Origin of the sequence: Bradyrhizobium nitroreducens, assembly GCF_002776695.1 — a bacterium.
Classification (GTDB): Bacteria; Pseudomonadota; Alphaproteobacteria; order Rhizobiales; family Xanthobacteraceae; genus Bradyrhizobium; species Bradyrhizobium nitroreducens.
The window spans coordinates 7,050,361-7,069,803 of the sequence record NZ_LFJC01000003.1 but is presented as its reverse complement, the minus strand read 5'-3'; the positions used below and the strand labels follow the sequence as shown (position 1 = coordinate 7,069,803).

Annotated in this window: 15 protein-coding genes; 12 read left to right on the top strand and 3 right to left on the bottom strand. The window is 65.1% G+C overall.

The features are described from left to right. Window positions 1-34: 34 nt before the first annotated feature. From TSA1_RS33565 to TSA1_RS33525, 9 genes are all read left to right on the top strand, one after another. Window positions 35-1,738: an NADH-ubiquinone oxidoreductase-F iron-sulfur binding region domain-containing protein gene (locus TSA1_RS33565; protein ID WP_100180064.1), complete on the top strand. Its 1,704-nt coding sequence runs from the start codon at window positions 35-37 to the stop codon at window positions 1,736-1,738. Beyond that, window positions 1,735-4,503, top strand: a complete 2,769-nt coding sequence (gene fdhF / locus TSA1_RS33560) for a formate dehydrogenase subunit alpha (RefSeq protein WP_100180063.1) — start codon at window positions 1,735-1,737, stop codon at window positions 4,501-4,503. The genes TSA1_RS33565 and fdhF overlap by 4 nt, the downstream gene beginning before the upstream one ends. Before the next feature lie 296 nt (window positions 4,504-4,799). After that, window positions 4,800-5,273: a Cys-tRNA(Pro) deacylase gene (gene ybaK / locus TSA1_RS33555; RefSeq protein ID WP_100180062.1), complete on the top strand. Its 474-nt coding sequence runs from the start codon at window positions 4,800-4,802 to the stop codon at window positions 5,271-5,273. A gap of 18 nt (window positions 5,274-5,291) precedes the next feature. Then, window positions 5,292-6,278: a HupE/UreJ family protein gene (locus TSA1_RS33550; protein WP_245448479.1), complete on the top strand. Its 987-nt coding sequence runs from the start codon at window positions 5,292-5,294 to the stop codon at window positions 6,276-6,278. Between the two features lie 268 nt (window positions 6,279-6,546). Further along, window positions 6,547-6,990: a hypothetical protein gene (locus TSA1_RS33545; RefSeq protein ID WP_100180061.1), complete on the top strand. Its 444-nt coding sequence runs from the start codon at window positions 6,547-6,549 to the stop codon at window positions 6,988-6,990. Next, window positions 6,987-7,844, top strand: coding sequence for an alpha/beta fold hydrolase (locus tag TSA1_RS33540; protein WP_100180060.1), 858 nt, complete (start codon window positions 6,987-6,989; stop codon window positions 7,842-7,844). Before TSA1_RS33545 ends, TSA1_RS33540 begins: the two co-directional genes overlap by 4 nt. A 16-nt stretch (window positions 7,845-7,860) precedes the next feature. Beyond that, window positions 7,861-9,057, top strand: a complete 1,197-nt coding sequence (locus tag TSA1_RS33535; RefSeq protein WP_100180059.1) for an ABC transporter substrate-binding protein — start codon at window positions 7,861-7,863, stop codon at window positions 9,055-9,057. 59 nt (window positions 9,058-9,116) lie between these two features. Then, window positions 9,117-9,998, top strand: coding sequence for an NAD(P)-dependent oxidoreductase (locus TSA1_RS33530; RefSeq protein ID WP_100180058.1), 882 nt, complete (start codon window positions 9,117-9,119; stop codon window positions 9,996-9,998). 8 nt (window positions 9,999-10,006) lie between these two features. After that, window positions 10,007-10,762 (top strand): IclR family transcriptional regulator, encoded by a 756-nt coding sequence (locus TSA1_RS33525; protein ID WP_100180057.1) that lies wholly within the window; start codon window positions 10,007-10,009, stop codon window positions 10,760-10,762. A 1-nt stretch (window position 10,763) separates the two neighbouring features. On the opposite strand, the gene TSA1_RS33520 is transcribed toward TSA1_RS33525, so the two are convergent. Continuing rightward, window positions 10,764-11,444 carry a GntR family transcriptional regulator gene (locus tag TSA1_RS33520; RefSeq protein WP_100180056.1) on the bottom strand — a complete coding sequence of 227 codons (681 nt, stop codon included), beginning with the start codon at window positions 11,442-11,444 and terminating at the stop codon, window positions 10,764-10,766. 157 nt (window positions 11,445-11,601) lie between these two features. Here TSA1_RS33520 and tcuA point away from each other — a divergent pair, with 157 nt between their 5' ends. Beyond that, window positions 11,602-12,993 (top strand): FAD-dependent tricarballylate dehydrogenase TcuA, encoded by a 1,392-nt coding sequence (tcuA, locus tag TSA1_RS33515; RefSeq protein WP_100180055.1) that lies wholly within the window; start codon window positions 11,602-11,604, stop codon window positions 12,991-12,993. After that, complete coding sequence (gene tcuB / locus TSA1_RS33510; RefSeq protein ID WP_100180054.1) at window positions 12,980-14,086, top strand: tricarballylate utilization 4Fe-4S protein TcuB; 1,107 nt, start codon at window positions 12,980-12,982, stop codon at window positions 14,084-14,086. The genes tcuA and tcuB overlap by 14 nt, the downstream gene beginning before the upstream one ends. Here the strand turns inward: tcuB and TSA1_RS33505 are convergent. Further along, window positions 14,050-14,757 (bottom strand): alpha/beta fold hydrolase, encoded by a 708-nt coding sequence (locus TSA1_RS33505; RefSeq protein ID WP_100180053.1) that lies wholly within the window; start codon window positions 14,755-14,757, stop codon window positions 14,050-14,052. The genes tcuB and TSA1_RS33505 overlap by 37 nt on opposite strands. A gap of 5 nt (window positions 14,758-14,762) precedes the next feature. Then, the gene (locus TSA1_RS33500) at window positions 14,763-18,167 is read right to left on the bottom strand and encodes an acyl-[ACP]--phospholipid O-acyltransferase (protein WP_100180052.1); all 3,405 of its coding nucleotides are present in this window, start codon (window positions 18,165-18,167) and stop codon (window positions 14,763-14,765) included. Between the two features lie 651 nt (window positions 18,168-18,818). On the opposite strand from TSA1_RS33500, the gene TSA1_RS33495 reads away from it, so the two are divergent. Beyond that, entirely contained in the window at window positions 18,819-19,439 is a 621-nt protein-coding gene (locus TSA1_RS33495) for a TetR/AcrR family transcriptional regulator (RefSeq protein WP_174719359.1), read from the top strand. The last annotated feature ends 4 nt before the right edge of the window (window positions 19,440-19,443 follow it).

The following is a 19,443-nucleotide window of genomic DNA, read 5'->3' as shown; positions in this document are numbered from 1 at the left end:
GAGTCGTTCTAAAAGACGGGATCGAGACGAATCGATGAGCCACGACGTGCATGAGGTCCGCTCGTTCGAGCATCCGGGCGAGGGGCGGAAGCGAGCCAAGGCCACGCCCAAGGGGCGGCAGGTCGATCCCACCGCCGCGCACGAGATCGAGCAACTGCTCGGCGACAGGCCGCGCCGGCGCGATCTGTTGATCGAATATCTGCACCTGCTCCAGGACAAATATCATCAGATCTCGGCCGCGCATCTCGCCGCGCTCGCCGACGAGATGAAGCTCGCCTTCGCCGAAGTGTTCGAGACCGCGACCTTCTACGCGCATTTCGACGTGGTGAAGGAGGGTGAGCCCGAGATCGCGCCGCTGACGATCCGTGTCTGCGATTCTCTCACCTGCGCGATGCTCGGCGGCGAGAAGCTGCTCGCGGATCTGCAGGAAGCCTCGGGCCCCGGCATCCGCGTCGTGCGCGCGCCCTGCGTCGGGCGTTGCGACACCGCGCCGGCCGCGGAGGTCGGGCACAATTTCGTCGACCATGCGACCGTCGCCAACGTGATGGCGGCCGCCAAGGCCGGTGACACCCACGCTCATCTGCCCAAATACATCGACTACGACGCCTATGTTGCCGGCGGCGGCTACAAGCTGCTCGGCCGCGTGCGGTCGGGCGAGTTGCCGACGGACGACCTCCTGAAGGGCCTCGACGACGCCTCGCTGCGCGGCCTCGGCGGCGCCGGCTTCCCGACGGGACGCAAATGGCGCGCGGTGCTCGGCGAGCCCGGCCCGCGGCTGATGGCGATCAACGGTGACGAGGGCGAGCCCGGCACGTTCAAGGACCGCGTCTATCTCGAGAGCGATCCGCACCGCTTCCTCGAAGGCATGCTGATCGGCGCGCATGTCGTGCAGGCCTCCGACGTCTACATCTATCTGCGTGACGAATATCCGGCCTCGCGCGAGATCCTGGAGCGCGAGATCGCAAAGCTGCCGCCGGGCGGGCCGACCCTGCACATGCGCCGCGGGGCCGGCGCCTATATCTGCGGCGAGGAATCCTCGCTGCTGGAAAGCATCGAGGGCAAGCGCGGCCTGCCCCGGCACAAGCCGCCTTATCCATTCCAGGTCGGCCTGTTCGGCCTGCCGACGCTGATCAACAACATCGAGACGCTGTGGTGGGTGCGCGACATCGTCGAGAAGGGCGCCGAGTGGTGGAAGGGCAACGGCCGTCATGAGCGCCACGGCTTGCGCAGCTTCTCGGTCTCCGGGCGTGTCAAGAATCCCGGCATGAAGCTCGCACCGGCGGGCATCACCGTGCGCGAATTGATCGACGAATATTGCGGCGGCATGGCCGATGGCCATCAATTCTACGCATACCTGCCGGGCGGTGCCTCCGGCGGCATCCTGCCGGCGTCGATGGACGACATCCCGCTCGATTTCGGCACGCTGGAGAAATACGGCTGCTTCATCGGATCGGCCGCGATCGTGATCCTGTCGCAACAGGACAGCGTGCGTGCGGCCGCATTGAACCTGATGAAGTTTTTCGAGGACGAGAGCTGCGGCCAATGCACGCCATGCCGCGTCGGAACCCAGAAGGCGGCGCAGCTGATGCAGAAGCCGGTCTGGAACCGCGCTCTGCTGGAGGAATTGAGCCAGGCGATGCGCGATGCCTCGATCTGCGGGCTCGGACAGGCGGCATCGAATCCGCTAGCCACCGTGATCAAATATTTCCCTGACGAGTTCAAGGAAGCGGCTGAATGACCAAGATTGCGTTCGAGCTCGACGGCAAGCAGGTCGAGGCCAAGCCCGGCGAGACCATCTGGCAGGTGGCGAAGCGGCAGGGCCGCGAGATTCCGCATCTGTGCTATTCACCCGCGCCCGATTATCGGCCCGACGGCAATTGCCGCGCCTGCATGGTCGAGATCGAGGGCGAGCGCGTGCTGGCTGCGTCGTGCAAGCGCACGCCGTCGATCGGCATGAAGGTGAAGACCGAAAGCGCTCGTGCGACCGCTGCGCAGAAGATGGTGATGGAGCTGCTCGTCGCCGACCAGCCGGCGCGCGAGACCAGCCACGATCCCGATTCGAAATTCTGGCACTGGGCCGAGACCACTGGAGTCACCGAGAGCCGCTTCCCCGCCGCCGAGCGCTGGGCGACCGACGCCAGCCATCCGGCGATGCGCGTCAATCTCGACGCCTGCATCCAGTGCGGCCTGTGCGTGCGTGCCTGCCGCGAGGTCCAGGTCAACGACGTCATCGGCATGGCGTATCGCAATCACGATTCCAAGATCGTGTTCGACTTCGACGATCCCATGGGCGAGTCCACGTGCGTCGCCTGCGGCGAATGCGTGCAGGCCTGTCCGACTGGCGCGTTGATGCCGGCCGTGATGCTCGACGACAAGCAGACCCGCGTGACCTATGCCGACAGGAAGGTGGATTCGCTCTGCCCGTTCTGCGGCGTCGGCTGCCAGGTGACCTACGAGGTCAAGGACGAGAAGGTGATCTATGCGGAAGGTCGCGATGGCCCCGCCAATCACAATCGTCTCTGCGTCAAGGGTCGCTTCGGCTTCGATTACATCCACCATCCGCATCGTCTCACAAAACCGCTGGTGCGGCTGCCGAATGCGAAGAAGGATGCCAACGACCAGGTCGATCCCGCCAATCCCTTCACCCATTTCCGTGAAGCGAGCTGGGAAGAAGCGCTCGACATCGCCGCCAAGGGCCTCGTCAAGATCCGCGATGAGAAGGGTGCGAAGGCGCTGGCCGGCTTCGGCTCGGCCAAGGGCTCGAACGAAGAGGCCTATCTATTCCAGAAGCTGGTGCGCACCGGCTTCGGCTCCAACAATGTCGACCACTGCACCCGCCTGTGCCACGCCTCGTCGGTGGCGGCGCTGTTCGAGGGCCTGAGCTCAGGCGCGGTGTCGGCACCGTTCGCGGCTGCGATGGATGCCGAAGTCATCATCGTGATCGGCGCCAACCCGACCGTGAACCATCCGGTCGCCGCGACCTTCATCAAGAATGCGGTCAAGCAGAACGGCGCGAAACTGTTCGTGATGGATCCGCGGCGGCAGACGCTTTCGCGGCATGCGACCAAACATCTGCAGTTCAAGCCGGGCTCCGATGTCGCCATGCTGAATGCGATGATCAACACGATCATCACCGAAGGCCTGACCGACGACCAGTATATCGCCGGCTACACCGAAGGCTTCGAGGACCTCAAGGAGAAGATCAAGGAGTTCACGCCGGAGAAGATGGAGGCGATCTGCGGCATCCCGGCGCAGACCCTGCGCGAGGTCGCGCGGACCTACGCGCGCGCAAAATCGTCGATCATCTTCTGGGGCATGGGCATCAGCCAGCATGTCCACGGCACCGACAATGCGCGCTGCCTGATCGCGCTGGCGCTGATCACCGGTCAGGTCGGCCGTCCCGGCACGGGCCTGCATCCGCTGCGCGGCCAGAACAACGTGCAGGGCGCCTCCGACGCCGGCCTGATCCCGATGTTCCTGCCGGACTATCAGCCGGTCGGCCGCGACGATCTGCGCGGCAGCTTCGAAAAGCTCTGGCAGCAGGATCTCGATCCCGTCCGCGGCCTGACCGTGGTCGAGATCATGAACGCGATCCACGCCGGCGAGATCACGGGCATGTATATCGAGGGCGAGAACCCCGCGATGTCCGACCCCGATCTGCAGCATGCGCGTCACGCGCTTGCCATGCTCGACCATCTCGTGGTGCAGGATCTCTTCGTCACGGAGACCGCGTTCCACGCCGACGTGATCCTGCCGGCTTCGGCCTTCGCGGAGAAGGACGGCTCCTTCACCAATACCGATCGCCGCGTGCAGCTCGCGCGCCAGGTGATCAAGCCGCCCGGCGATGCGCGGCAGGATCTCTGGATCATCCAGGAGATCGGCAAGCGCATGGGCCTGCCGTGGAATTATGCCGGTCCCGGCGACGTCTTCACCGAGATGGCGCAGCTGATGCCGTCGCTGAAGAACATCACCTGGGAGCGGCTGGTGCGCGAAGGCGCGGTGACCTATCCAGTCGACGGCCCCGACGTGCCCGGCAACGAGATCATCTTCACCACGGGCTTCCCGACCGCCAGCGGGCGCGGCAAGATCGTGCCGGCCAAGGTGATCCCGCCGGACGAGATCCCGGACGACGAATATCCGATGGTGCTCTCGACCGGCCGCGTGCTGGAGCACTGGCACACCGGCTCGATGACGCGCCGCGCCCAGGTGCTCGACCAGATCGAGCCCGAGGCGGTCGCCTTCATGTCGCCGAAGGACATGCGCAAGAAGAACCTCGCACCCGGCGATTTCATCCGCCTGGAGACCCGCCGCGGCGCGGTCGAGGTCAAGGTCCGTTCCGACCGCGACGTGCCCGAGAACATGGTCTTCATGCCGTTCTGTTACGCGGAAGCAGCGGCGAACCTGCTGACCAACCCGGCGCTCGATCCGTTCGGCAAGATCCCGGAGTTCAAGTTCTGCGCGGCGCGCGCCGAGCGGGCGGAGATGCGGGACGCGGCGGAGTAAGAGCCATCGTTTGGCGGCGCGGTGCCGCCAAACCAACGGTGTCGTCCCTGCGAACGCACGGACCCATACCGCGTGATCTATCGACTGCCGACGGTCGCAGTCCCTGACGCCGGGTCTTCGCCAAACTCCTCCCTGGGGTTATGGGTCCGTGCGTGCGCGGGGACGACGGTTGAATGTGTGGCGGGCATAGCTGCCAAACCGTCAATGCGAGTGAAGCAATCCAGACTGTCTCTCCGACGGGATTTCGGATTGCTTCGCCGCTTCGCTCCTCGCAATGACGGTGGTAAACATCGTCCATGTCCAAAGTCACCCCAGCCACGCGCGCGCTCACAGCCGCCGGTGTCGCCTTCACCGTTCACACTTACGACTATGATCCCGACGCCGAGAGCATCGGGCTGCAGGCGGCGGCCGCGCTCGGTGAGGACCCAGGGCGCGTATTGAAGACGCTGATGGCGCTGGTCGACGGCAAGCCGGTCTGCGTGATCGTTCCGTCGGACCAGGAAGTCTCGATGAAGAAGCTCGCCGCTGCGGTCGGCGGCAAGTCGGCGCAGATGATGAAGCCGCCGGAGGCCGAGCGCGTCACCGGATACAAGGTCGGCGGCATCAGCCCGTTCGGGCAGCGCAAGCAGGTACCGACCGTGATCGAGCAGAGCGCGCTCACCCACGACCTCGTCTATCTGAACGGTGGCCAGCGCGGCTTGCAGGTACGGCTGAAGCCTACCGACGTGCGGGATGTCCTCAAGGCGGTCGCCGCCGATGTGCTGGCGTGAGGACGGCGGAGCGCAATCATGATTCGGCCGCAGTTCCTGTGGCTCGCGGCTGTGCTCGGGCTCTGCCTGCCGGCTGAGGCGCATCAGGTCAACCTTGTGACGGCTCGTGTCGCGCTGGCCGGAGATCGTACGGTGAGGGTCGAGTTGGGCCTGAAGGGCAGCGATATCGATCGTCTGATCGGCGCCAAGGTGTACGATGCGCGGCAGGACACGGTCGATCCGGCCGCGATCGGTGCGGCCAAAGCTGCGATCCTCAGCTATTTCGAGACGCACCTGGCCGTGATAAGCGACGGCACAGCTTGCCCGCGCGGCGATGTCGCGATCCTGCCCGATGGCGACGGTGTCATCTATCGCACCCGTTTCGCCTGCACCGGGGCCGGCGACATCGTCTACCGCTCCAGCGTGCTGACCGGGAGAGATACGGCCGCTCGCCATGTCGTTCTGATCGCAAGAGACAAGTCCGAAACGCAAGCTTTGCTCGACGCGGGCCATACGACGGTGACGCTTTCGGCGGCGCCGTCGTCGTGGTCGACCGTCGAGCGTTATCTGCTCACCGGCATCGAGCATATTTTCCTTGGCTACGATCACATCGCCTTCCTGATCGCCGCGATGCTGTGGGCCTGCCGGTTGATCCCCGTCATCAAGATCGTCACCGCTTTCACGGTCGCACACTCGATCACCTTGTCGCTGGCCGCGCTGGATCTCGTCGTCGTCACCGGCCGCATCGTGGAACCGACGATCGCAGCGTCGGTCATCGTCGTGGCCGTCGAGAATTTTATCTCGCGCGATATCGACAGGCGCTGGCGCGTCGCTTTCTTGTTCGGCCTGATCCACGGCTTCGGCTTTGCCGGCGTGCTTCGTGAAGTCGGCTTGCCGCCGAATGCGATCGTGCCGGCTCTCGGTGCTTTCAACATCGGCGTCGAGATCGGGCAGATCGCGATCGTCGTGATTGTGCTGCAGGTGCTCGGGCTGCTGGACCGGCTGCCGGTCGCGTCGAACCGGTGAGGGCGGCAAGGCTGGTCTATGCGATATCAGCGGCAATCAGCCTGCTGGGCAGCTATTGGTTGATCATGCGCGTCTTCGAGGCTTGATCGCGAGCCACGCGTCCGGCTCCACATTCCATCGTCGCGCGTCAGGCCTCTCTCCTCTGCAGGGGCATTCCTTCCCACGATTGCGGTGTGGACTTGAGTTCGCTCGCGAGCCCTGTATAGATCTGGATTAGAAATAGAATATCGTTCTATCTGACAGAACGACGGCTTCAAGGGATGAAACGATGGAATCCGAATGCGTTCGCCGCGACGCCGATCCGCCGGTGTCATTCACGCCTGACGCCGTTCTTGCGGCTTTCAAGGCGATCCCCGATCTGCTGGTGCGCGATGCGGCGTTGACTGCGCGCGGCCGGTGGCTGGACGTCGACTGTCTGCTCGGGCCAAGCACGCAGCCCTTTCACGTCGCGATCCGCGCCGGCCGGATCGTCGATATGACGCCGACGCCGGTGCTGATGCGCTCCTGGCGCTTCGCCTATCGCGCGACGCCCGCCGCGTTCGCCGCCTATTGGCAGACGATGCCGCCGGCGGGATGGCACGATCTCCTGGCGTTGACCAAGCGTGGGCAGGCAACGCTCGAAGGCGATCTGCATCCGTTCATGACGCATCTTCAGTACTTCAAGGACCTGCTGGCGCTGCCCCGGCGGAGCGCCTTTGGAGGTGTGTCATGAACGGCTTTGTAGAGCCGATCGTCGGGCGCTACGTCCATGTCGAGATCGATGGCGAGGTCAACCGGATCTATTTCGAGGAGAACGGCAGCGGCATCCCATTGGTCTGCCTCCATACCGCCGGCTCGGATGCGCGGCAGTGGCGTCACCTGCTCGTGGACGATGAATTCACCAAGCATTTCCGCGTCATCGCCTTTGACATGCCCTGGCACGGCAAGTCCAATCCGCCCGACAGCCAATTTGGCAGCGAATACCGGCTGACCACTGCCAGCTACACCGCGACCATCCGCGCGTTCTGCAAGGCGCTCGGGCTGGACAGGCCAGTGGTGATGGGTTGCTCGATCGGCGGCCGTATCGTGCTCAATCTCGCTATCGCGCATGCGCACGACTTCCGCGCCTTGATCGGGCTCGAGGCCGCGGATTTCCAGCAGCCATGGTACGACACGGCGTGGCTGAACCGGCCCGACGTTCATGGCGGCGAGATCTGCGCTGCCCTGGTGTCGGGATTGATCGCGCCAAACGGCCCCGAGGCCGCGCGCAATGAAACGCTGTGGGGCTACAAGCAGGGCGGCCCCGGCATCTTCAAGGGTGATCTCTATTTCTATCGCGTCGATGGCGACCTGCGCGGACGCACCTGTGCCATCGACGTCAGCCAATGTCCGCTCTACCTCCTGACCGGCGAGTACGACTTCTCCTGCACGCCCGAGGACACGCTGCGCACCGCCGCCGGCATCCCCGGCGCGAAGGCGACCGTCATGGAGCGGCTCGGCCATTTTCCGATGAGCGAAAACCCTGACCAGTTCCGCCGCTACATCGCGCCGGTGCTGCAAGACATCCTCGATAAGCAGAAGTTGTAAACGGGAGGCGTATGTTATGAAGTTGCGTTGGGTGATGGCGGCCGTTCTGGCCGTGCAGGCGAGTGCCGCAATTGCGGCCGACAATGTTATCAGGATCGGCGTGCTCAACGACCAGTCCGGCGTGTTCGCGGACAATGGCGGACGCGGCTCGGTTGCGGCCGCAAAGCTCGCAGCCGAAGATTTCGGCAACGAGCTGCTCGGCAAGAAGATCGAGATCATCTCGGCCGACCACCAGAACAAGCCGGACATCGCTTCGGCCACGGCGCGAAAATGGTTCGACAACGAAGGTGTCGACATGATCGCGGACGGCGCGGCATCGTCCGCCGGCTTTGCCATCCTCGAAGTTGCCAAGCAGAAGAACAGGATCTTCGTCATCTCCGGCCCCGGCTCGTCCGATTTCACGGGAAAATCCTGCTCGCCAGTCAGCTTCCACTTCAACTACGACACCTATGCGCTGTCGAAGCTGACCAGTGACGCGATCACGCGTGCCGGTGGCAAGACCTGGTATTTCGTCACGGCCGACTATGCCTTCGGTCACGCGCTGCAGCGCGACGCCACGAAGTTCATCGAGGCGGCCGGTGGCAAGGTGATCGGCTCGGCCGCGCATCCGCTGGGCACTGCCGACTTCGCCTCGTTCCTGTTGCAGGCGCAGGGCTCCAAGGCCGACGTCGTTGGTCTCGCGACATCAGGCGCCGACGTGCAGACCGCGATCAAGCAGGCCGGCGAGTTCGGCGTCGTCGAGGGCGGCCAGAAGCTTGCCGGCCTGCTCGTCTTCATCACCGACGTGAATTCGCTCGGCCTGAAGGTCACGCAAGGCCTGCAGGTGACGACCTCGTTCTACTGGGATCTCGACGAGCAGACCCGCGCCTGGTCGAAGCGCTACGCTGGCCTGATGGACGGCAAGGTTGCCAGCATGGTGCAGGCCGGTGTCTACAGCGGCGTCCATCACTACCTCGCCGCCGTGAAGGCCGCCGGCACCACCGACACGACGGCCGTTGCCGCCAAGATGCACGAGCTGAAGGTCAACGACATGTACAACAAGGATGTCGCGATCCGCCCCGACGGGCGCGTGCTGCACACGATGTACCTGGTCCAGGTGAAGAAGCCGGAGGAATCCAAGTACAAATACGATTTCTACCGGGTCGTCAGCTCGAAGCCGGGCGGGGAGGTTTTCCGGCCGATGAGCGAGGGTGGTTGCCCGCTGGTGAAGTAAGTGCGGCGACCGGACGGCTTGGTCGCCGTCCGGTCGCAGGATTTCGAGGAGAATACGGAATGTCTGGTTCGATTGGATTCATCGGTCTCGGCGTCATGGGCGAGCCGATTTGCCGCAACCTGTTGCGCAAGAGTGGACGAACGGTGCTTGCGTTCGACCTCGATGCGGAGCCGTTGGCGCGGATCGTAGCCGACGGCGCGACCGCGGCGAAGTCGATCGGGGATGTGGTCGCCGGTGCGGAGACGATCTTCCTGTGTCTGCCCAGCGCCAAGCACGTGACGTCCGTCTTCGAGGGCATCCTGCCGGCGATCAGGCGCGGCCAGACCGTGATCGATCTTGGCACCTCCGATGTCGGCCAGACGCGGTCTTTCGCCAAGCAACTCGCCGACAACGGTGCACTCTGGATCGATGCTCCGATCGCGCGCACACGCCAGGCCGCGCAGGACGGCACGCTCAGCGTCATGGTTGGTGCGACGCCCGAGCAGTTCGCTGTGGTCGAGCCGCTGATCCGGCATTTTGCCACCGATGTCACGCTCTGCGGCGGGACCGGCGCGGGGCAGGTGACCAAGATCCTGAATAACATGGTGCTGTTCGAGACAGTCAACGCGCTGGCCGAAGCCGTCGCGCTCGCCAAGCACAGTGGCGTCGAGCCGAAGCTGCTGCTGGAGACGCTGTCGAAGGGCTCCGCAGACAGCTTCGCGCTGCGCAACCATGGCATGAAGGCGATCATCGCGAAGGAGTTTCCGCTGCGGGCCTTCTCGACCGAATATGCCATGAAGGATCTGTCCTACGCGCTGGAGCTGGGCGCCCAGGCCGGCCTGAGCTTGCGCGGCGCGGCGCTGATGCGCGAGATTTTCCAGGAGACGATCGACAAGGGCATGGGCGATGCGTATTTTCCCGTCATCGCCAAGCTGATCGATCCCTCTGGATTTCCCCAATAGGAGACCCGATGCCTTCGCCCGGTGTCGCCGCCGTTGACCGAGCCCTGAGCATTTTGGCGGCCTTCGAGGATGCGCCGGAGCCGATGACGCTGGCCGAGCTCGCCCGGCGCACCAAGATGTACAAAAGCACGCTGCTTCGGCTGATGACGTCGCTGCAGGAGTTCGGCTATCTCGTGCAGTTCGCCGATGGCCGCTACCATCTCGGTCCGACGCCGTTCCGGCTCGGTGCGGTCTACCAGCGCAGCAACAACATGCATGACCGGGTGATGCCGCTGTTGCGTCAGCTCGTGGCCGACGGGACCGAGAGCCCCTCATTCCACGTGCGGCATGACGCCAGGCGCCGGCTCTGCGTCTTTCGCGTCGATTCCCAGCATTCGACGCTGGACCGGGTGGAAGCCGGCATGCTGCTGCCGCTCGACCGCGGCGCGGCGGGCCGGGTCATCCTCGCCTTCGACGGCGAGAAAGGCGAAGCCTATGACGAGATCCGCGAGGGCTGCATGGCGGTGTCCTTTGGCGAGCGTGATCCCGATTGCGCCGGGCTCGCCTGCCCGGTGTTCGGACCCGGTGGCAAATGTGTCGGCGCCTTGTCGCTCTCGGGGCCCAAGCCGCGCTTCACGCGGGACAACATCAAGGCGATGACCACACTGCTGTTGAAGGCCGCCATCCGGCTGACGCGCGCGCTCGGCGGGCCGACCGAAGCCCTTGATGGCGTGCTGGCCGCCGCGGCCGACGACGCGCGGCCTTCGCGCCGGGCACGACGATAGATTACTGCCTCTGCAGCAGCTTGAGCCGGCAGCGCAGCGCCTCCCGGATATGGGCGCGCGCGAGCTGCTCGGCCTTGTCGCCATTGCGTGCGGCGATCGCCGCGATGATGGCCTGGTGCTCGTCATGGCTGGTCGAGGGACGGCCCGATACGGTGAAGGTGGTCGGGCCGAGCAGGGCGATCCAGTCCTGCAATTCGCGCGAGGCATTGTCGAGATAGCGGTTGCGCGCGGCGCGGCAGATCGCCTCGTGGAAGGCGCGGTTGAGGCGCGCCATCTCGGCGGCGTCGGCCTCCTTGATCTCGACGGTGGCCTGCTCGATATCGCGCAGCGCATCGATCTCGGTGCTTGACGCGTGTTCGGCGGCGAGCCGGGCTGCTGCGCCTTCCATGATCTCGCGCATGGCGTAGAGCTCGAGGACTTCGGAGATATCGAGGCTGCGAACGATCAGCCCGCGGCGGGCGGGCTCGACGAAGCCGCGCGCGGCGAGCCGGCCCAGCGCTTCACGCACCGGCGTGCGGCTGACCTTCAGCCGCTGCGCCACTTCCTCCTCGCGCAGGCGGTCCCCGGCGCGATAGCTGCCGGCCTGCAGCGCTTCGCAGAGCGAACGGAATACCGCTTCGCCAAGCGCCACGCCGCCCCCGCGCGCGATCGGTCCGCCTGCCTTCACCGGACGTCTGGCCATGACCCTCGTTCCAGCCGGCTGCATCCTGCCCATGCAGGGATGCCGCTTGCATGAGTCATGTATATCTTTGTATACAATAGTACGCAATGGCGCCCGCCGCGACCGGTGGCCGCCGCGTGGTAGAATGTTTCGAGCTTGGTCGCATCGGACAAACGGCATGAGCAGCAAGTACGACGTGCTGGTGATCGGCGGCGGCAATGCGGCGCTGTGCGCGGCGATCGCGGCGCGCCGCGGCGGCGCCTCGGTGCTGGTGCTGGAGGGCGCGCCAAAATTCTACCGCGGCGGCAATACCCGCCACACCCGCAACATGCGCTGCGCCCATGACGCCGCGACCGAAATCCTGACCGGTCCCTACACCGAGGAGGAATTTTGGGAGGATCTGCTGCGGGTCACCGGCGGGCAGACCGATGAGGAACTCGCGCGCCACATGATCCGGGAGTCCAAGGACATCCTGAACTGGATCGTGGAGCAGGGCGTGCGCTGGCAGCCCTCGCTCGGCGGCACTCTGAGCCTCGGCCGCACCAACTCCTTCTTCCTCGGCGGCGGACGGGCGATGCTCAACGCGCTGTACCTGACCGCGGAGCGGCTGGGCGTCGACGTCGAATACGACGCCGAGGTCACCGACCTCGTCATCGAGGACGGCATGTTCCTCGCCGCGCGCCTGAAGCGGCCGATCAAGGGCGAGACCGAGATCCGCGCGACGTCGCTGGTCGCCGCGGCCGGCGGCTTCGAGGCCAACATCGAATGGCTGAAGCAATATTGGGGCGAGGCCGCCGACAACTTCCTGATCCGCGGCACGCCCTATAACCGGGGCTCGATCCTGAAGATGCTGCTCGACAAGGGCGTGCAGGAGGTCGGCGATCCCACCCAGTGCCATGCGGTCGCGATCGATGCCCGCGCGCCGAAGTTCGACGGCGGCATCATCACGCGACATGATTCCGTCGTGTTCGGCATTGTCGTCAACAAGCATGCCCAGCGCTTCTACGACGAGGGCGAGGATATCTGGCCGAAGCGCTACGCGATCTGGGGCCGGCTGGTCGCGGCGCAGCCCGACCAGATTGCCTACATCATCTTCGATTCCACCGTCGTCACCAGCTTCATGCCGACGCTGTTTCCGCCGATTGCAGGACAAACGATCGCCGAGCTTGCCGGCAAGCTCGAGCTCGATCCGGCCGCGCTGGAGAAGACGATCACCGAATTCAACGCCGCGGTGCGGCCCGGCACCTTCGACCACACCATCCTGGACGACTGCGTGACCGAGGGCATCACGCCCCCCAAGACGCATTGGGCGCGCAGGATCGAGACGCCGCCTTATCTCGCCTATCCGGTGCGTCCCGGCATCACCTTCACCTATCTCGGCACGCGCGTGACCAAGGAAGCGCGGATGCTGATGGCTGACGGCAAGCCGTCCGGCAACATGTTCGCGGCCGGCGAGATCATGGCGGGCAACGTGCTCGGCAAGGGTTATGCCGCCGGCATGGGCATGACCATCGGCAGCGTGTTCGGGCGGATCGCAGGACGGGAAGCGGCGAAACATGCACGGAACTAGTATCCTCGACGAAGCCGACCGTCTGATGACGGTCTGCAATTCCTGCCGCTATTGCGAGGGATTGTGCGCGGTATTTCCCGCGATGGAGATGCGGCGCGCCTTCTCCGACGGCGATCTCAACTATCTCGCCAACCTCTGCCATTCCTGCGGCGCCTGCTACGTCGACTGCCAGTTCTCGCCGCCGCACGAATTCAACGTCAACGTCCCGAAGACGCTGGCGGTCGCACGCGCGGAGTCCTATGCGGCCTATGCCTGGCCACAGGCGCTGTCCGGCGCCTTCGCGCGCAACGGCCTCGTCATCAGCATCGTCGCTGCACTCAGCATGGCGGCCTTCATCCTCGGTTTTGCGGCCTTGAACGACCGCGGCGTGTTGTTTGGCGTGCACATCGGTCCCGGTGCGTTCTACAGACTGATGCCGCACAACGCGATGGCTGCACTGTTCAGCGCCGCATTTCTTTATGCCATCCTCGCGCTTGTCATGAGCGTACGCGCTTTCTGGCGCGACATCGGCACGCCGATCGGCGGCAGAGCCGACGGCGGCTCGATCTTCCAGGCGATCCGTGATGCCGGCGAGTTGCGTTATCTCCATGGCGGCGGCGTCGGCTGCTACAACGAGGACGACAAGCCGACCGACCGGCGGAAGCTTTTCCATCACCTGACGTTCTACGGGTTTCTGCTGTGCTTTGCCGCGACGTCGGTGGCGACGCTCTATCACTACCTCCTCGGGCGTGAGGCGCCGTATCCGTGGTGGGATATGCCCGTCGTGCTCGGCACGTTCGGCGGGATCGGCCTCATTGTCGGACCGATCGGGTTGTTCGTCGCCAAATCTCGCCGGGCGCCCGAATTGCTGGACGAGAGCCGCTACGGAATGGATGTCGGCTTCATCGCCATGCTGTTCCTGACCGGGCTTACCGGCGTGCTGCTTCTGATCCTGCGTGAGACCGCTGCCATGGGACCGCTATTGGCGCTGCATCTCGGTGCGGTGTTCGCGCTGTTCATCACGATGCCTTACGGCAAGTTCGTGCACGGCATCTATCGCTTCGCGGCCCTGGTGCGCTATGTGCAGGAGCGGCGCAGCGAAGCCGGCTCCTGAGATTCGGACGGCCGGAATTGGCCTTCGCGCAGGAAGGCGATCGTCTGTGCGATCGCGACCGCATGATTCGGCAGCCCGGTATGGGATGCCTTCACCACGACATGGTCGGCCATGCCGGCGAACATCGCGCTTTGCACCGAGACCCGCCCGTCATTCGGCCTCGGGAGGACGAACTGGCCGGCGACAGGATCGATGAAGCGATTGCCTGCGATCACGCCGACGGGATAGTCCACGGCGGGCAGGGTGTTCGTCCGGGGCGCGGTTGTGAGCTCGAGGCCGGCAGGCCCGTAGAAGGCTCTGAAGAGGCGAGATCCGCTCAGGAGATCGGCGACCTCACTACCGCCGTTCGGCGTGCCCAGCATCACGACGCCGCCTAGCCGCTGCGGTCGATGTCTGGCGATATAGGCGCGTGCCACGAGACCGCCCATCGAATGCGCGACGAAATGTAGCGGCGTGGTGCGTTCGGCGAAACGGCTGATCTCCGGCTGGATGTCGTCGGCGAGCGCCGCGATCGGTTTTCTGCGGCTCGCATAGTCGATGTTGAGCGTCGCGAAGCCGCTCCCCTGGAGCGATCGCTCAAGGCGTCTCATGGATGCCGAGGTGCGCGCGATGCCGTGAAGCAGAACCACTCCCGGGCATCGCGCGTCGCCTGAATGAGGCGCCTCGTGCATCTGGCTTACGCCACCTCGCGCTCCGGCGCAGACGCCTGCTCGCGGGCCATCGTCGTTGCCGTGACGTAGTCGGTCTTGCCGGTGCCGAGCAGCGGCACCTTGTCGACCACCATGATCGCGGCGGGAACGGTGAGCTCGGACGCACCGATCGCCTTGGCCTGGCCCTGCATCGCGCTGCGCTCGGCGGTCTTCTCCGTCGTCAGCAGCACGATGCGCTCGCCCTTGCGCTGGTCCGGGATCGACACTGCGACCGAAGCGGCCTGCGGCCACAGCGTGGCCGCGATGGCTTCGACCGCCGACAGCGACACCATTTCGCCTGCGATCTTGGCAAAGCGCTTGGCGCGGCCCTTGATGGTGATGAAGCCGGCAGCGTCGATCGCGACGATGTCGCCGGTGTCGTGCCAGCCCTCGGGGAGCACTTCGAGAACGCCGGGATTCTCCGCCCGCAAGTAGCCGAGCATCACGTTCGGGCCGCGCACCGAGAGCCGTCCACCTTCCTCGATGCCGGGCACCGGATCGAGGCGGCTTTCCATCAGCGGCGACAGACGGCCGACGGTGCCGGGGCGGTTGGCCATCGGCGTGTTCATCGCCAGCACCGGCGCCGTCTCGGTGACGCCGTAGCCTTCAAGGATGCGGATGCCGTAGCGCTCCATGAACACCTGCCGCGTGCGATCCTTGACCGCCTCGGCGCCGGCGATCACGAGGCGCAGGGTGCGGAAGTCGTAGGCATGGGCCGAACGGGCATAGCCGGTGAGGAACGTGTCGGTGCCGAACAGGATCGTCGCGCCGGTCTGGTAGATCAGCTCAGGCACGATCCGGTAGTGCAGCGGGGAGGGGTACATATAGATCGGAATGCCCGCGAGCATCGGCATCATCATGCCGCCCGTGAGCCCGAACGAGTGGAACACCGGAAGCACGTTGAACACCTTGTCGTTGGCGTTGGCATCGACCCGCGCCAGCGCCTGCGCCGCATTGGCGAGGATGTTGCGGTGGGACAGCACCACGCCCTTGGGCGTGCCTTCCGAACCCGAGGTAAACAGCACTACGGCCGGATCGTTAGCCTGGCGGACGATGCGCGGCGTCGTCCCGGCGAGCAGGCCCTTGACCTTGTCGGCCACGCCGATCGAGGCGCGGACGTCTTCGAGATAGACGACGCGCGCTTCCGCCGAGATCGCGGCCATCAGCTTGTCGAGCTTGCCCTTCTCGATGAACGCCTTCGAGGTCAGCACGGTCTTGACCTGCGCGGCCTTCATGGCGGCGAGCACGTTGACCGGGCCGGCCGAGAAGTTGAGCATGGCGGGAACGCGGCCGATATTCTGCAGCGCCATGAAGACGACGGCGACGCCCGCCGAGTTCGGCAGCAGCACGCCGACATTCTCGCCGACGTCGGTGCCGATCTCGAGCTTCCGGCTCAGGACCTGTGCGCCGAGGATCAGCTTGCGATAGGTCAGCTTGGTGCCGAGCGCGTCCTCGATGATCACCTTGCCGGTGTCGCGGTCGCGATAGGCGTGTCCGAGCGCCTCGAACAGCGAGTGATCGAGCATCGCGTTCTTCACCAGGGCGTCGATCATCACGTCCTGGAGCGCGGCGCCCGCGGCATTGCGGCGGGCCTTGCCCTTCAGCGCTTCATCCACCGGCAGCTTGACCGGCGGCAGGATGGTGACCGTCACCCGCGGAAACCACGAGCGCTTGATCTGGCTGGAGTTGAGGTAGCTGAGATGCGAGCGCTGGGCACCTTCGATGCGCACGGGCACGACCACGGCGTCGGCCTTGTCGGCGATCATCGCAGTGCCGTCATAGACCTTCATCAGCGAGCCGGAGACGGTGATGCGTCCCTCCGGGAAGATCACCACCGGCTCGCCGGCGGCAACGAGCTTGATCAGGTCGCGCGCGGCCAGCGGCTTGGTCGGGTCCATGGTGTAGTGCTTGACCACGCGCAGGAACGGCTTCGCCCACCAGGCCTTGGCGATGCCGGTATCGACCGCGAAGCTCGCATCGATCGGCAGTACGGCGTGCAGCAGCGGGCCGTCGATCAGGCTGACATGGTTCGGCGCGATCAGCATGCGCGTTCCCGGAGGCGGCAGGTTTTCGAGGCCGCGGATCTCGGTACGGAACAGTGCGCGGAACAGGAGGCCACCGAAGTCGCGCACGCCCTCCTTGCCCCACTTGGTCAGTACGAACCACACCGCACCGAAGCTGGCGACGCCGAGGCCGAAGAAGATCCAGCCGATATGAAGGCCAGCCGCCTGCAAGAGCGCGACGAACAGCGAGCCGACCACCATGAAGGCGGCCTGCAGCACGTTGCCGGCGGCGATGATGCGGGCACGCTCGGACGCGGCCGACCAGGCCTGGACCGCGGCAAAGGAGGGAACGACGAACAGGCCGCCGCCGAATGCGAAGGCGACGAAGTCGACCAGCATGCGCAGGCCTGCGAACGAGGTCGCGAAATCAACCGCCGCGATCTCCTGACCTTTGGTGGTCACGCCGATCGCCCAGGCGAGATCGAGGCCGGCAAACCCCATGATGATGGCGCCGATCGGCACCAGCGCGAGGTTGGGGCGAACGTGGCTGAGGCTGGCGGCGAACAGAGAGCCGATGGCAATGCCGATCGCGAAGATCGCAAGGCACAGCGTCACCACGCCTTCGGTGCCGCCCACCACCTCCTTGACCAGCGCCGGCAGCAGCGACAGCACGATGGCGCCGACCAGCCAGAACCAGGAGACGATCACGGTGCCGTCCCACAGCCGGTGGTCGGCGTGCAACGTCCTGAGCAGGCTCACCGTCGAGGTCCAGGGATTGGTATCGACGGGCAGGTCGGGCGCGGAAGGCGTCGTCTGCGGAATGCGGGAAGCAAAGGCCCAGGACAGCAGCGCCAGCACGACCACCGCGGATGCAACCCAGCCCATATGCGCGGATCCGGCCACGAACTGGCCGCCGGCGACGGTGCCGAGCAGGATGGCCATGAAGGTCGCGCCTTCGACCAGCGCGTTGCCGGTCGCCAGCTCGCCAAGCTCGAGCTGGTCCGGCAGCATGGCGTATTTCACGGGGCCGAACAGGGCGGCGATGGTGCCGAACAGCGCGAGCGCTGCGAACAGCAGCGGCACCGAATGCAGAAAGAAGCCCGCCGCGGCAAAGCCCGCAGCGAAGATCTCGGCGAATTTGAGCCGACGCGCCACGACGGATTTGACGTATTTGTCGGCGAGCTGGCCGCCGAGACCGGACAGGATGAAATAGGGAAAGATGAAGACGGCGCCTGCCACCGTCACCAGCGCATCGCCGTGGCCGGTCGCGGCGCTGTAAAGCAGGATGATGACGAGCGCGTTCTTGAGTACGTTGTCATTGAGCGCCGAGAAGAATTGCGCCCAGAACAGCGGCGCAAAGCGGCGTGACGACATCAATTCCCTGATCATGACTAGTCCTGTTTTGGAAAGGCAGAATGAGGTTCGTTACGTTGTTCTTGGAGCGTCACGACCGGAAGGGGAGGGGACGAACGATTGCGGGCGGTGATCGCCGCCCTGCCTTGTCCCCTCGGTCCCTCTGATCCTGTTGGTCTCCATGCGGTGTCGTTAGGTTCGCAAAATATCTGGTCGCGCCTTCCCGGGTATGCGGCGAACGATGAGGAAAAGCTGAACCGCGTCACTGAAGTCTGCCGAGATCGGCCGCGAACATCGGGACATGGTGAGTCCTTTCTTGCAACCAGTTCGTGCATTCGAGCCGACCCGCCTGTGCAGGTCGCGCGTGACTCAGGTGAGATGGGCGAGGTGACGAAAGGGCGAGAGGCGGCGGAGCAGGCCGAACCGGCGGCCCTCTTGACGCGCACGCGCGCGGCTCGCCCGCCACATCCGGAAGGTCGCCCGGCGTTCCGCGAGCACGCCCGCAACGTCGCAGGCATTGGCGATGCGATTGATCGGCGCCATTGCGACCCGCAGCAGGGCCTGGCCAAAGCCGGTCACGAGAGCGGCGGCGTCATCGATGAAGGTGGCGGCGATATCAACAGCGAGGGTTTGCATTTTGCAGGTCTCCGGGTTAATTTGAACAATGTTCACATGAGTAGCTTGAAAATGAACAATGTTCAAGAAGAATCGCTGCGAGACCAGAAAAAAAATCGGCGTCGGCTCCAGATCCTGGAGATTGCGCGCCGCATCATCGCAACTAAGGGATTGAGATCGTTGAAGGTTCGCGATGTCGCGGAGGCCGCCGGCTGTTCCGTTGGCAGCGTCTATAACGAGTTCGGGGACTTCGACGGGGTGATCCTGACCGTCAATCGGGAAACCGTTCAGGCTCTCACGGCCCGGCTGCGCGGGGTCCCGGCCGACGATCCGGTGCGCCAGCTCTACGGGCTCGCGGCCACCTATCTCGAATTCTTCGCCGAGCACGCCAACCTGCTGCGCTCGCTGTTCGAGCACCGGATGGAGGACGACCGTCCGTATCCCGACGACATCCTGCAGATGGTGATGGATGCTTTCGCGCTGATGCATCCACCCCTGGTGCGGCTGCTACCGAACGCGGACGACGTGAAGATCGCGCTGCTGTCGCGCACCCTGTTTTCCGCCGTGCACGGCATCATCTCGCTCGGACTGGAAGAGCGCATGGTCGCCGTGCCGCCGCAGATGCTGCGTCAGCAGGTGGAGCAATTCGTCGACACCCATCTCACGGGTCTCGGGATTCTGCCTTTGCGGTGAACGG